The organism is Bartonella sp. OT172YNZD (assembly GCF_042193725.1).
GTDB lineage: Bacteria > Pseudomonadota > Alphaproteobacteria > Rhizobiales > Rhizobiaceae > Bartonella > Bartonella grahamii_A.
In genome coordinates, this window is the sequence record NZ_JBHILZ010000008.1 from 15,742 (window position 1) to 29,572 (window position 13,831).

Annotated in this window: 12 protein-coding genes, 1 tRNA gene and 1 pseudogene; all 14 read left to right on the forward strand. The window is 38.4% G+C overall.

What is annotated here, in order from left to right; translation table 11 throughout:
* Positions 1-537: 537 nt before the first annotated feature.
* Positions 538-1,620, forward strand: a complete 1,083-nt coding sequence (locus tag ACFIJS_RS04680) for a quinone-dependent dihydroorotate dehydrogenase (protein ID WP_375650347.1) — start codon at positions 538-540, stop codon at positions 1,618-1,620.
* 138 nt (positions 1,621-1,758) lie between these two features.
* A tRNA-His gene (locus ACFIJS_RS04685) sits at positions 1,759-1,835 on the forward strand.
* A 596-nt stretch (positions 1,836-2,431) separates the two neighbouring features.
* Positions 2,432-2,566: a hypothetical protein gene (locus tag ACFIJS_RS04690; protein WP_375650437.1), complete on the forward strand. Its 135-nt coding sequence runs from the start codon at positions 2,432-2,434 to the stop codon at positions 2,564-2,566.
* A 71-nt stretch (positions 2,567-2,637) separates the two neighbouring features.
* Entirely contained in the window at positions 2,638-3,366 is a 729-nt protein-coding gene (locus ACFIJS_RS04695) for a hypothetical protein (RefSeq protein ID WP_375650348.1), read from the forward strand.
* Positions 3,350-3,484: a hypothetical protein gene (locus ACFIJS_RS04700; RefSeq protein WP_375650349.1), complete on the forward strand. Its 135-nt coding sequence runs from the start codon at positions 3,350-3,352 to the stop codon at positions 3,482-3,484. Before ACFIJS_RS04695 ends, ACFIJS_RS04700 begins: the two co-directional genes overlap by 17 nt.
* Positions 3,485-3,833: 349 nt before the next feature.
* A complete protein-coding gene (locus ACFIJS_RS04705; protein ID WP_375650350.1) occupies positions 3,834-4,172 on the forward strand; it encodes an NADPH-dependent FMN reductase in 339 nt (112 codons plus the stop codon).
* A 506-nt stretch (positions 4,173-4,678) separates the two neighbouring features.
* Positions 4,679-4,786, forward strand: a complete 108-nt coding sequence (locus ACFIJS_RS04710) for a hypothetical protein (RefSeq protein WP_375650439.1) — start codon at positions 4,679-4,681, stop codon at positions 4,784-4,786.
* Positions 4,756-5,007 (forward strand): hypothetical protein, encoded by a 252-nt coding sequence (locus ACFIJS_RS04715; RefSeq protein ID WP_375650352.1) that lies wholly within the window; start codon positions 4,756-4,758, stop codon positions 5,005-5,007. The genes ACFIJS_RS04710 and ACFIJS_RS04715 overlap by 31 nt, the downstream gene beginning before the upstream one ends.
* A 712-nt stretch (positions 5,008-5,719) precedes the next feature.
* Positions 5,720-5,953: a hypothetical protein gene (locus ACFIJS_RS04720; RefSeq protein ID WP_375650353.1), complete on the forward strand. Its 234-nt coding sequence runs from the start codon at positions 5,720-5,722 to the stop codon at positions 5,951-5,953.
* Positions 5,954-6,841: 888 nt separating this feature from the next.
* Positions 6,842-8,269, forward strand: a complete 1,428-nt coding sequence (locus ACFIJS_RS04725; protein ID WP_375650354.1) for a glutamine synthetase family protein — start codon at positions 6,842-6,844, stop codon at positions 8,267-8,269.
* Between the two features lie 11 nt (positions 8,270-8,280).
* The gene (locus ACFIJS_RS04730; protein WP_375650440.1) at positions 8,281-9,564 is read left to right on the forward strand and encodes an NAD(P)/FAD-dependent oxidoreductase; all 1,284 of its coding nucleotides are present in this window, start codon (positions 8,281-8,283) and stop codon (positions 9,562-9,564) included.
* 120 nt (positions 9,565-9,684) lie between these two features.
* Positions 9,685-11,157, forward strand: coding sequence for a glucose-6-phosphate dehydrogenase (gene zwf, locus ACFIJS_RS04735; RefSeq protein WP_375650355.1), 1,473 nt, complete (start codon positions 9,685-9,687; stop codon positions 11,155-11,157).
* Positions 11,158-11,167: 10 nt separating this feature from the next.
* The gene (gene pgl, locus ACFIJS_RS04740) at positions 11,168-11,920 is read left to right on the forward strand and encodes a 6-phosphogluconolactonase (protein ID WP_375650357.1); all 753 of its coding nucleotides are present in this window, start codon (positions 11,168-11,170) and stop codon (positions 11,918-11,920) included.
* Positions 11,921-11,975: 55 nt separating this feature from the next.
* Positions 11,976-13,803 (forward strand): annotated as a pseudogene (gene edd, locus ACFIJS_RS04745) (phosphogluconate dehydratase).
* Positions 13,804-13,831 lie beyond the last annotated feature (28 nt).

The window sequence follows — 13,831 nt, forward strand, 5'->3', positions numbered from 1 at the left end:
TTCTTCAAAATTTCATCAACAGAGTACAAATGATTGAATACCCTGTTGCTAATAAATGGCGCAACAATAGTATGAATTTAGATGATTTTATGAACCATGTATTCTATAAATGCTAGGCAAAAAATAGCTTTATAGAACAAGTTCTGTTTTTATTGGAAACAATATTATACAAAGGAACTTTGGGAATAGGGGTAATTTGCGTGCATTTTTAAGAGAATTCGAGCTTGCCTGCATGAGACGTTACAAAACCATGTTATGGTGAAGAGCCATTGATGTTTCAATTCATGCTGCATTTTATAAGATTAGGATTCATATTTTAATCTTTGAAAAATGTCGAAAAAGAGAAACGTTGTTTAAGAATAAAAAGTTTTTTATACAGTATACATCAATATGAACATGTATGGCTATTATGTGATGAATTTCCTTCTAGAAGGGGAATATTATTTGGATAATATGCTCTCTTTGATTGGCGATCTTTTGTGTTAAAAGATATAAGTAAGGTGCGATGGATCATTTTTATGTTGTGGAGAAGGATTGATGAGTTTTTTTCGTTGTATTGGCCGTTCTGCCTTATTTATGTTGGATCCAGAGCAAGCACACTGTTTAGCGATTCTCGGGCTGAAAAGTGGATTAAATGGCTGTCAAAAGGTTATCGATAAACGTTTGTGTGTAACTGTTGCGGGTCTTGAGTTTGAAAATTTTATTGGTCTTGCAGCGGGGTTTGATAAAAATGCAGAGGCTGTGGATGGTATTTTTCGGTTAGGATTTGGTTTTACTGAAATTGGGACAGTGACACCAAAGCCTCAGATTGGAAATCCTAAACCACGGCTTTTTCGTTTAAAAGAAGATGAAGCGATTATTAATAGAATGGGTTTTAATAATGATGGACATCAAGTTGTTTACAACAGATTGCGTGCGCGTAAAAAAACTGGTGTTGTAGGAGTCAACATTGGAGCCAATAAGGATACGGTCGATAAGATTGATGATTATACTGTTGGTATTGCTCATTTTTATGATGTTGCTGATTATTTTACGGTTAATATTTCTTCTCCTAATACACCAGGTTTACGTGATTTACAGGCCCGTGACAGTTTGCATCTTTTGTTGAGTGCAGTTTCGCAAGCGCGAAATGAGCAAGAGAACAAGCATGGATTCTCCATTCCTATTTTTTTAAAAATTGCCCCCGATTTATCAGAGAAAGAATTAGATGATGTTGCTGAAGAAATAAAACTTTCTGATTTTAATGGACTGATTGTTTCCAATACGACTCTTGCACGCCAAGGTCTTAGCAATAGTCACCTCAGTAATGAAGAGGGTGGGCTTTCTGGGCGTCCACTTTTTGAGCGTTCTACTATTGTGCTTGCAAAAATGCGTAAAAAATTAGGGAAGGAGATTGCAATTATTGGTGTTGGCGGTGTAAAGGACGCACAAACTGCTTTGGAAAAAGTAAAAGCTGGTGCAGATTTGATTCAATTATACAGTGGGATGGTTTATGAAGGTCCAAATCTTGTCATAACTATTCTGCAAGAGATTTTGCAGATGATGCAACAAGATGGCGTTGATAACATAAAAGGCTATCGTGATCATAGTCTTGAGCAGTGGGCAAAATTTCCTTTGTAAAAAACGCTTTTTTCTTCACAAAAAATTGCGAGATTTTTTTAAAGGGGCTTGCAAACTTTGTTGATCTTCCTTATGTCTCATAAGCAAAGAATAAATGTTTACGAAATCGTGAACAGTTATGATACATTTGCTTTTTATGCGGTTGTAGCTCAGTTGGTTAGAGCGCTGGTTTGTGGCACCAGAGGTCGTAGGTTCAAATCCCACCAACCGTACCAAAAAATTTTATTGAAAATGGATGTGCAAGACGAACAAACGCTTGCTAAGGATATTGGATCAACGACTGTAGCTGCTTGGGGGCATAATATTGTACAAAAAATGCATGGCATGAAATCCAAAAAAAGAATAAAGCGCGCATTGCGCTTCTCCTTTAAGAACTGGGCATCTCCTCTTAGCTTAATGCGCTCTCATTATGCATCCTTTACGTAAGATTTACGATGGAAAGATTTTACGGAAAAAATCAATGTGTTTTGTTTAAAAGATCCGAGCTTAATACACCGTTCAATATGGAAAGATATTTTACAATGTTTGTTGTGATGAAGCAATTACTATCTCTTGGCATGCCACTGGCTGTTAGGTTTGTCATCTCAGATGATGATTTCCTTCACAGATGCAGCTGCTTTGTAGCGCATTTAGGCGTTCAGTCCTTAAGTGGTACAATGTTAGCGCTGAGAATGTTTAGTTTTTTTATGTTGTGAGGGCTAGGTATTATTACCATGGTTGCACCAAAGCTTGCAGAAAGCTTTCGCAGACAAGATAATATGCATTAAAGGCATGGTTTGATCAAGGAATATGGCTTTCCCTGTTGATTGGAATGATGAGTGCGATCATTTTACTCAATACGAGGAATATTTTATGTCTTCTCGGCCAAGATGGGACAATTGCCAATATAGCGCAGGAATATAATAGTGGTGCTGCTATAGGGGTGGTGTTTTTTATCTTTATGTGAATAGCCGCGGATTACTTTCAGCAATTGGCAATTCAAAGCCTTTAACCTGAGTTATGCTTGCGGCTATCCTCGTGAATTTTCTTATTTCTTGGCCGTTTATTTTTGGTATAGGTCCTCCAAGTGGATTAGGTGTCTTTGGTGTTGGAATTGCAAGCAGTTTGATCCGTATTTTGATTGTTATTGCGGCAGCAATAATTCTAGCCCGCAATTCTGCTTTTCATTCCTTTCACTTTAAATTTGAGACCAAAGTTAAAGATTTCACGAATAATAAAATTGATACGAGTATGACTACCCATTGGTATACGTATTCTTATTGCGGAGGGCTTTCCTTCTGTAATTGCATTCATAATTACGGCTTATGGGGTCAAAGCTTTGGCCGCGCATACGATTGGAATGCGTCTCGATATGCTTATTTCGGTGATGGCTTTGGGATTTCCAGCGCAGCTGCAACAATAGCAGCGTGGTATAGAGAAGATGGGAATAATATGGCTCTAAAACAGTTGCGTATGAGTGTCACAGTTTTTGCTGTAACTTATGTCTTGTTTCTATCAGGAGTTGTTTATCTCTCTTATGAATTTATCCTTACAACCATCTTTGATATTTCTTCAGACAACGTTGTTGTTTCCTCTTGGGAGTTGCTTCCGCTCATCTTATTGTCTTTTGCTTTTGGCACTTTAGGAGCTATGCTCAATGGCATACTTGTGGGCTTGCTTGATACGTTTTGGTCAACAATTGTTGTAGCAATAAGCTATTGGGGGATAGGCATATTTGGGGGGGACGCTCATGGCGCATTTTTTTGAATATGGCTTTATTGGCTATTGGCTTGGCATGATTGGCGCAAGCTTAATCGTTTCTATCTTTAATTATATGCGCGTGGGGTATTTAATAAAACGCAATCCTACGTTTGGGGCGAAGTGAGTGTTACAAAAGCGCTTGTAAAGCACTAGCTGTGAAGGCATAGCTAACTCACCATCCATAGAGAATGTTTTACTTCTATGGAGATAACAATATAGGTTACAAAACTTGCTTAATCTTGAAAAGAAGTGCCTTTGATTGTAGCCTCAATAGTCTTTATTGAATTTTTAAAATAATATGGATTTATTAAAATCATTCGGCTTCAATTTAAGAGTAAGTTCGGTAGATTAGAACAGTTTAATACCGTAAAAAAGGACTAGAAAAAGCATGCTTATATTTATACGCGGTTGAAGAGTCATTTAAAAAAGTTATTGTTTTTATAAGTCATTACATTACAATCAGCGGTGCTGAAGTGCATGCATTTGTTAAAACAATCGCAGTCGCTAACGGTGTTATTCTTGCAAATCCTGTTTATCACAGGTCTTATTCAGAGATTTTGAAGAACGCTTTTGATAATTTAGATTGTGATGCTTTTTGGGATAAAGCTGTTGGTCTTCTCTCTCATGGCAGTACAGCAAAAAATGCGCTACTGTCATGTGAATATTTGATACCAGTTGTGCATACGCTTTATGGACAAGCTCTGCAATATAAAGTTGCTTCGGCTAAAGGTGATTTTGCGTCTGAGAATGCAGGCCGTACATGGAGGCTGAACAGCCGAAGATGTACGAGCTCGCTGCGCACATCTTGTTGATAAAATGTATAAATTTTAAAATAATAAGGGTGGAGGATATGATCAAAAATGATAAGAAATACCGTTAGTTAGTCGTTGATGGTACAGGAATATTGGCTTCCTTTTGCCGGTCATTAGGGCTGAACAATGTGATTATCGCAGCGTGTTTTCGTTCTCATCAATCCAAAATTGAGCTATTTCAGACAAGGGCTAAATGTGTATTTTGGGATTATTATTGTGATACGCTACAAGCACAATTTTTAAAAGGGGCCCCTATGAACGGGCTTGAAATATTGCATATTATGGAGGGCATTCGCCTGCACATGTATTTTTGTGTAGATTGATTAAGCGGCTAGCCTTCTTATCGAAGCCGCCGCGTGTTATCATGTTTTTGGCTCTAATGCAGAGGGTAAAATAATCGCTGGATGTGCGCATCATAATAAGATTGCTTCTACATCTGTAAAATTAGGTCGGAAAAGGAGACCAAATGGCTGGCGGTGGTCAACGAGCAAAGTGTTTATGATCATGTGATTTGTGAGAGCCGTATTGAGAAAGAGTTTGCGCAAAATCTCGATAATGACCTTGATGTAAGATTATTTTTTAATTGCCAAGGAGTTTTAAAATTGCAACGCTAATTGGCTCTTACACACCAGATTGGGCGCTATTAGAGCGTGAGGGCGAACAAAAGCTTTATTTTGCGCATTTTTTGGCGCTTGAGATAGGTTTTGAGTGTGGTGTACAGCCGGTGACAAATTGGCGTGAATATAAGCGTACTTTGCCTGAAGCGGCGCATGAGAGTTTCCAAGTGCTGCAGTGGTTGTTGCATAATAATTGGTGCATGAAATACTTAACGTAGGGGGGAAGAAAAGCTTTTTATATCAAGATAATAAATTGATAAAAGTTAGCTATAATCTAAACGTCATGTTAAATTTAATTGTTTTCATTTAATACAGGAGGTAAAGTTATGAAAACTAAAGATATGTATAACCCACTGAAAAAAATTAAAATTAAGCGGATTGATGTTGCTGCGCTCAAAGGCCCGCACCGAGGTGCCTCTATGAATTGAGGTTTTAAAATATATAAAGCTGGCGACAAAAAAAGCTCCCAGCTTTATAGCTTTTGGATATATTAATGACGATAGATTATGAAGTTAAAAAGTTGCTCTATGGCTGTGCGGCAATGAGTGGGGTTCGGCTGATTACTGGTTCCTTGTATGCCTTTTTTTATTGTTTATGGGCGTTAATATAACACAGTTAGCTTTATTGCAAATTGTGTTTAGCATAGCTATTTGTACTTTTGAAGTGCCTTGTGGGATTTTAGGAGATAAAATCGGCGTTAAACAAAATGTTATCTTATCATGTTTCTTTTTTTCGCTCTTCTTCTTTCTATGCATCTACGCGCCTAATCTTTCTGTCTTAATTCTGGCAGAAATTATTTATGCTTTAGGCTTTGCTTTATGTTCTAGCGCTGATAGTGCATAGATTAAAGGCTTAATCGACGGCGGTGGTTACAATGGTAGTTTGATTTACCACCAAGTAAACGCCTATAAGCGGGACCTGACGGCATTCATGAATATGGTTTCTGGTGCGCTAGGTGTTCTTATTGTTTCGTGTATGGATAATTATCAGTCGGCATATTATTTTTGTTCTTTCGAGTTTCTTGTGCTTGTATTCTGGTTTAGTAGGGTGACGGGGATAGGTATTGCATCCGTTTGGGGTAGTCAGCCAATAGACTCGGGTTCTTTGTTGCATGCAACAGAAGCTTTTGCTTATTTAGTTGTCTCAAAAATCCGGTTATATTGATGTGTGGTTTTATTGTTGCTGCATTGCAGCCAATATTTCATTTTTGGCAACCTTTTATTTTGGGACAAACAGGAACATTAGACAATGCAGCAGGAAAGATAAAATTCTTATTCTTGGCCTGTGCTTTGTGTCTTATAGTCTCGTAAAATACTTATTTAATCCCTTTGTAATTAAATATCTTATGCAAAAATATGCTTCTATGGCGATAACTTTGTGCTCACTAGTCCTGAGTGCTGTTGTTATGCTTGCTCTGCTTCTCTTTGCAAATAGTTGGTCTCCCATTATTTTATTCAGCGTATTTCACAGTTTTTTTCTGTCCCTGTGATGCAGTTTGAATCAGACTTTTTAAACATATTCAACAAAAGAATGCGAATACGGTTTTATCCATTGTTAGTTTTCTTGCACGTATTTTTAGTATTTTAGGGATATACTGATTGGTTGGTTGGCTAATAATGTTTGTATAAAAGCAGCTTTTTGTTCCGCCTTGCTTTGTATATGTTTAGTTATCCCGCTTAATTTGTCCTGGCTTTATACTGATAAACAGTTAATAAAAGACGAGGAGGTTTGAGAGTGAAGATACAGTTGAATAGGGACTTGCCTATGACTTACATAATGTTTACTGTGATTATTTGAATCGGAATTAGGTTACGTCCACTATGGTATTTCTCGCTGTTTTATATTAAGGAGAAGGTTTGCACCGATGTATCGCGTGCAATATCAATTTTTTCACTATAGTTGATAGATAGCTTGTTGAGCGTAAGGTTCTTTTACCTTGATGAATCTTGTAGTATTCTTTAAAAATATCAGTTGATAATTTTTTTTCGTGTCGTTTATGCAGAGGCTGATACAATAAGAATAGGGCTTGGTTGTTTTTAAAGTTGGTATGTTATGGCTGTAAAAAATGGTAAACAAACGAAAAGTAAGAATTTTAAACCTGTCTCTCGTTTTCTCAAAAGTTTACGTGGTGTGCACAATTGGGAACAAGTTTCGCAATGGCTTTTTTTCCGTAAAGTAGAGGATATTGAATGTATTACGCCTGATCAAGCTGGGGTACCACGGGGCAAGATGATGCTTTCTAAAAAATTTACATCGGAAACATCATTGGCATTGCCTTCAGCAGTTTTTATGGCAACAATTTCAGGGGATTATCCTGAAGATGGTCATGGTTTTGAATATCCTAAAGCAGATGGTGACTTACGCCTTGAGCCTGATCTTTCTACGTTAAGCATTGTTCCATGGGAAGATGCTCCTACAGCACAGGTGATTTGTGATCTTGTATATCAAAATGGTCAGGTTGTGGATTACACACCACGCAATGTTTTACGAACGGTGGTTCATTTTTATACAAAAATGGGTTTAAGCCCTGTTGTTTCACCAGAAATTGAGTTTTATTTGGTACAAAAAAATCCCGATCCTGATTATCCATTAGTTCCACCGGTTGGTCGTTCTGGGCGTTCAATTGGTGGTGGACAGGGGTATTCCATTGCTGGTGTTAATGAATTTGATGATTTGATTGATGATATTTATCAATTTTCAGAGGCACAAGGATTGGAAATTGATACCCTCATTCATGAAGAAGGTGCAGGTCAGTTTGAAATTAATTTACGTCATGGTGATCCTATTGAATTAGCGGATCAAGTTTTTATGTTTAAACGAACAATTCGTGAAGCAGCACTAAAACATAATATGTATGCAACTTTTATGGCAAAACCCATTCAAGGGCAGCCAGGTTCTGCTATGCATATTCACCAATCGGTTGTTGATAAGAAAACCGGTATGAATATTTTTACACAGGAAAATGGTGAAGAAAGTATCTGTTTTCGCCATTTTATTGGTGGATTGCAAAAACATATGCCAGGGGTACTTGTGATGCTTGCGCCTTATGTGAATTCTTATCGACGTCTTGTCCCTGATAATTCGGCTCCTGTTAATTTACGATGGGGATATGATAATCGTACTACAGCTTTTCGAGTTCCGCGTTCTGCTCCTCAAGCGCGGCGTGTTGAGAATAGACTTCCTTCATCAGATGCGAATCCTTATTTAGCCCTTGCAGCTTCTTTAGCGTGTGGTCTTATTGGTTTGCAACAAAAAATTGAGCCGGATGAGCCAGCGACAAATAATGTAAACGCTGATAATATTGAGTTACCGCGTGGACTGATTGAGGCAGTCAATTTGTTTGAACAAGATATAGAGATACGGGCTATTTTAGGGGAAGTGTTTGTCAGTACTTATGCTGCAATCAAACGACAAGAGTTTGAAACTTTTATGGAAGTAATTAGTCCGTGGGAGCGTGAATATCTCCTGCTGAATGTTTAAATTTTATGACGATGATTGATTATAATTCAATTTCTCCAGGAGTTTCTTGGTATGAAGATACTTTAAGAGAACGTCCCTCTTATCCTTCTTTTTGTGAAAACAGACAGTGTGATGTGGTCATTGTTGGAGGCGGATTTACAGGGCTTTCGGCTGCTTATCATTTAGCCAAGGCTGGAGTAGATGTTGTTTTATTTGAAGCATCACGTTTTGGTGATGGTGCTTCAGGGCGCAATGGTGGGCAGCTGGGAACAGGACAACGGCAATGGGTAGAAACATTAGAAAAAAAGTATGGTTTTGAGCGAAGTAAGGCTCTGTTTGATTTAGCAGAAGAAGCTAAAAGAGATATTTTATCTTTATGCGCGATGCCTAATTGTCCGTGTGATTTGATAAGAGGACAGCTTTCTGTGACACATAAAAGGCGTGAGCTTCTCTCTTATCAACGGCATATTGAGGTGATGCAGCGTTATGGCTATTACGCTCTTACTTTTATGGATAGGGCTGAAACATCTAGACGACTTGGATCATCTTTTTATTGTGGTGGTATTTATGATGCGGATACCGGCCATATAAATCCCTTAAAATTGATTATTGGGTTGGCAAAAAAAGCTAAAAATGCCGGTGCTAAGCTTTATGAGAAGTCACAAGTAACAACCGTAAGGCGCAAGGGAGCCCATTGGAAAGTGATAACAGAAAAAGGCAGTGTAACAGCAGAGCATGTTTTACTCGCAACAAATGGGTATAAACTTGGTCTGGAGCGTTTTATTGAAAAAAATATTGTTTCTATTCGCTCTTATATTGGAGCAACGGACCCATTACCAAAGCATATTTCAATTCTCATGGGGGGAGGATCGGTTGATGATTCCCGTTTTATGGTTCGCTATTTTCGCAAAAGCATTGATAATCGTCTCTTATTTGGTGGCGTAGAAAGTTATGATAATAAGCATCCTGTAAATTTAGATGAACGTATAAAACGGCAAATTGCTGAAATTTATCCTCAATTACACTCTATCAATTTAAGTCATCGTTGGGGAGCAACGGTTGCCATCACAGTTGAGCGCATGCCTTATGTTCGACAACTTTTCTCAAGGATGACTTATTGTGGCGGCTATTCAGGACATGGCGTTATGCTGGCTCCGTTCATGGGAAAATTATACGCAGAATGGTTGACTGGAAAATATGAACGTTTTTCCTATTTCCAGGACTTAAAGATTTCATCCTTTCCGGGGGGAAGAGTTTTGCGTTATCCGCTTATATTTTTAGCAATGCGTTGGTTTTCTTTAATGGATCGTTTTTAATGGAAACATTACTTGAAATGAAGAAAATTAATGGCTTATTTAGTATCTATCTGCTTTAATGATGGAGGCTTTTATAAGTGATATGGGATTTCATAATCGAATAGAAAAATAAACAAGTTCGTGGTGTGTAAAATTATTACAGTTTCTTCTTTTGATTGTATTGTTTTTGGTGGCAATGATGATCTGGCGTCGCGCAAGTTTTTGCCGGCTTTGTATCATTGTCAGTGTGTTGGTCAATTCAGTGAGCCAACACGTATTATTGGGGCTTCCCGCACTTCCTTAAGTCATGAAGAATATCAAAATTTTATCCGCATTTCTTTAGAAAAACATATCCCTCCAAAAGATCTCAATTCAACAGAACTCAATCGTTTTCTTGCACGTTTAAGCTATGTTTCTGTTGATGTTTCCTCAAATCGAGGGTGGGAGGATTTAGCCCTCCTTCTGTCACAAGATTCAGCGGATATTCGAGCTTTTTATTTGGCTGTTAGTTCGTCGCTTTTTGCTGATATCGCGATGAAGTTAGGAAAAAATGATTTGGTAACACCACAAACACGGATTATCATTGAAAAACCAATTGGTTGCGATGTGAAAACAGCTGTTTCACTTAATGATGCATTTGCAAACGCCTTTAATGAAGAGCAGATCTTTCGTATTGATCATTATCTTGGGAAGGAAACTGTTCAAAATTTAATGGCATTGTGGTTTGTTAATACACTTTATGAATCGCTATGGAACTCCAATTATATTGATCATGTTCAAATAACCGTTGCTGAATCTTTAGGATTAGAGGGGCGTACAGAATATTATGAAAGCACTGGTGCTCTACGCGATATGGTTCAAAACCATATGCTACAATTACTTTTTTTGGTTGCGATGGAAATACCATTTACCAACAGTGCTAATGCTGTGCGCGATGAAAAACTTAAAATTTTACATTCTTTAACACCGCTTGATGTACATAATGTAGGGCAGCATACTGTACGTGGGCAGTATCTTTCTGGTCTATCAAATGGTATATCTGTAGAGTCTTATTTTGATGATCTGGGAAGAGTGAGTAAGAGTGAAACATTTGTCGCGCTTAAGGTTAAGATTGATAACTGGCGTTGGGCTAATACGTCTTTTTATTTACGAACAGGTAAGCGCATGTTCACGAGAATGTCTGAAATTGTTGTGGTTTTTAAACCTATTCCTCATAATATTTTCAATGTGGATTTAGATAAAATTTTTTCTAATCGGCTTGTTATACGTCTCCAACCTGATGAAGGTGTAAAACAATGGTTGATGATTAAGGATCCAAGTTATGGCGGTATGCGGTTTCGAAACATACCATTAGACATGAGTTTTGCTTCCGCATTTTCTGAACGTAATCCTGATGCTTATGAACGTTTATTAATGGATGTTATTCGTGGAGATCAGACACTGTTTATGCGTCGTGATGAAGTTGAGGCTGCTTGGCGTTGGATTGATCCAATCATTGAGGGATGGGAAGCAATAAAACAGCCTGTTCACAGTTATAACGCTGGTTCGTGGGGTCCATCTGCTTCGACGATTCTCATGGAACATGATGGGCGTATATGGAACAATTTAGTTTAGAGCAATAAGTATGTATAGAATGAATATTGACCGTTTAGATTTTGAAACATCTGCGACTTTAGCCTTGGCATTAGCAGATCGAGTAGCCGCAGAGCTTAGTGTATCTGTTCTTGAACGCAAGAGAGCGGTTTTAGCGGTGTCTGGTGGTAAAACACCAGAATTGTTTTTTCATTATTTGTCAAAAGCCGATATTGATTGGCAAAATATCATTATCACTTTGGTCGATGAACGTTTTGTCCCTACACACGATGAACGTTCAAATGAATATATGGTACGGTGTCATTTGTTACAAAATTTTGCCGAAAAAGCGCGTTTTGTAGGGCTTTATCATAAAGCCATTACTGCTGAACTTGCTGCTTTTTCAGCGGCGAGTCGTATTAATACTTTGCCTAAACCCTTTGATGTTGTTGTTTTAGGGATGGGGGTTGATGGACATACGGCTTCTTTTTTTCCTGATGCTGATCGTTTAAAGCAAGCGCTTGATCTGCGAACACAAGCACTTGTTTTACCCCTTCATGCTAAGAGTGCTGTTGAGCCAAGACTCTCACTAACTTTGCCAGTTATTATGCAATCTCGTTGTATTATTCTCCATTTCGAAGGTTTTCAGAAACGCGATTGTTTTGAAGAAGCTTGTCAAGATGGATCTGAAATAGAAATGCCTATTCGGGCAATTTTACGTAATTCCCCTCATCTTGTGCAGGTTTATTGGTCACCTGCAGAAAATGAAATAAGTGAATCAGAATATGAGAGACACGGTGAATAAAAACGTAATCTTTCTCAATGAATGAGGGGAAGCAACAATGAAAAGGGAGGGGAATATGGCACTTTCCAAGACAATTGCCACAGTTACAAGAAGGATTTATGAACGTTCTCGATCAACACGAGAAATTTACTTAGATCGTATTACGAAAGCTCAAGCGCATCGTCCCAAACGGAGTTTTTAGGATGTGCCAATTAGGCTCATGGTTTTGCTGCTTGTAGTGCAATAGATAAAGAGCGTTTGAAGGGAAATGTCGTTGGGAATATTGGCATTATCACGGCGTATAACGATTTACTTTTAGCTCATCAACCTTTTGAAAAATTTCCTCACTTAATTAAAGAGTCGGCTCGTATGGTTGGTGGTGTTGCACAGGTTGCAGGTGGTGTTCCCGCGATGTGCGATGGTGTTACGCAGGGAAATGCGGGGATGGGGAGCTTTCCCTTTTTTCGCGTGAAGTAATTGCAATGGCGACAGCTATAAGCTTATCACACGATGTTTTTGATGCAGCATTGTATCTTGGGGTGTGTGATAAAATTGTACCAGGTTTATTAATTGGCGCACTAACATTTGGTCATTTACCAGGAATTTTTATACCAGCTGGTCCTATGACAAGTGGTCAAGATAATGATGAAAAAGCGAAGATACGTCAACTTTACGCGGAAAATAAAATAGATCGCCAAACACTTCTAGCATCAGAAGCACGTTCTTATCATGGACCAGGAACATGTACATTTTATGGAACCGCTAACTCTACTCAGGTGATACTGGAGATGATGGGGCTTCATATGTCGGGAGCTTCTTTTGTTAATGCGAATACACCGTTGCGTGATGCTTTAACAAAAGAAGCCACGAAACGTGTACTTGAAATGACAGATCTTGGTGATAATTATAGTCCATTTGGTACGATCATTGATGAGCGTTCTTTTGTGAATGCCATTGTAGGATTAAATTCAACAGGAGGGCCCTACCAATCATACGATTCATTTGATTGCTATGGCTGCTGTTTGCGGTATTAAATTGACATGGTATGATATTGCAGAAATTTCATCCGTTGTGCTTCTTTTAGCGCGCATTTATCCTAACGGTTTAGCGGATATCAATCATTTTTATGCTGTTGGGGGGATGGGATTTATTATTCGCGAGCTTATCGAGGCAGGTTTAGTACATGAAGATGTTTCTACGGTTTTTGGTAAAGATCTCAATGCTTATGCAATTGAGGCAAAGCTTTCTGCTGATGGTCATGTGGTGCGTGAAGCGGCTCTCAAGGAAAGTGGTGATCATAAGGTGTTAGCAGGGTGGAGAAAGCCATTTCAGCCTGATGGTGGTCTTCGTGTTTTATCGGGAGATTTGGGAACAGCTATTATAAAGGTTTCCTCGGTTAAATTAGAGTATTGGCAGATTAAAGCACCAGTCTTTGTTTTTAATGATCAAGAGGAACTACAAAAATCTTTTAAATCTGGAGTGTTGTATGATAAAGATTTTATCGCTGTCATTCGCTATCAAGGACCAAAAGCCAATGGTATGCCAGAGCTTCATAAATTAACAACCATTTTAGGCGTTTTACAAGATCGCGGTCAAAAGGTAGCATTGATAACCGATGGGCGTATGTCAGGGGCATCAGAAAAAATTCCTGCTGCGCCATCCATGTGACACCAGAAGCAGTGGATAATGGCCCCATTGCACGTTTGCAGGATGGTGATATTGTTTTCCTTGATGCTCATGAGGGTAAATTAACTCTTTTGGAGGATTTAGCAAAATTTAACGCGCGAAAAATCATATCTCCTGATCTTTCAAAAAACGAATATGGTGTTGGACGCGAACTTTTTCATGTTTTTCGTCAATCCGTTAATCGTGCAGATCAAGGGGCATCTGTTTTTATGACATGAAAAATGCAAAAATAGACAAGCTTAATCA

Bases quoted from the DNA above. Each gene is read 5' to 3' on its own strand.
- ACFIJS_RS04680 (WP_375650347.1), top strand. From the start codon at position 538: ATGAGTTTTTTTCGTTGTATTGGCCGTTCTGCCTTATTTATGTTGGAT.
- ACFIJS_RS04690 (WP_375650437.1), top strand. From the start codon at position 2,432: ATGATGAGTGCGATCATTTTACTCAATACGAGGAATATTTTATGTCTT.
- ACFIJS_RS04700 (WP_375650349.1), top strand. From the start codon at position 3,350: ATGGCGCATTTTTTTGAATATGGCTTTATTGGCTATTGGCTTGGCATG.
- ACFIJS_RS04720 (WP_375650353.1), top strand. From the start codon at position 5,720: ATGAATATGGTTTCTGGTGCGCTAGGTGTTCTTATTGTTTCGTGTATG.
- ACFIJS_RS04725 (WP_375650354.1), top strand. From the start codon at position 6,842: ATGGCTGTAAAAAATGGTAAACAAACGAAAAGTAAGAATTTTAAACCT.
- ACFIJS_RS04730 (WP_375650440.1), top strand. From the start codon at position 8,281: ATGATTGATTATAATTCAATTTCTCCAGGAGTTTCTTGGTATGAAGAT.
- pgl (WP_375650357.1), top strand. From the start codon at position 11,168: ATGTATAGAATGAATATTGACCGTTTAGATTTTGAAACATCTGCGACT.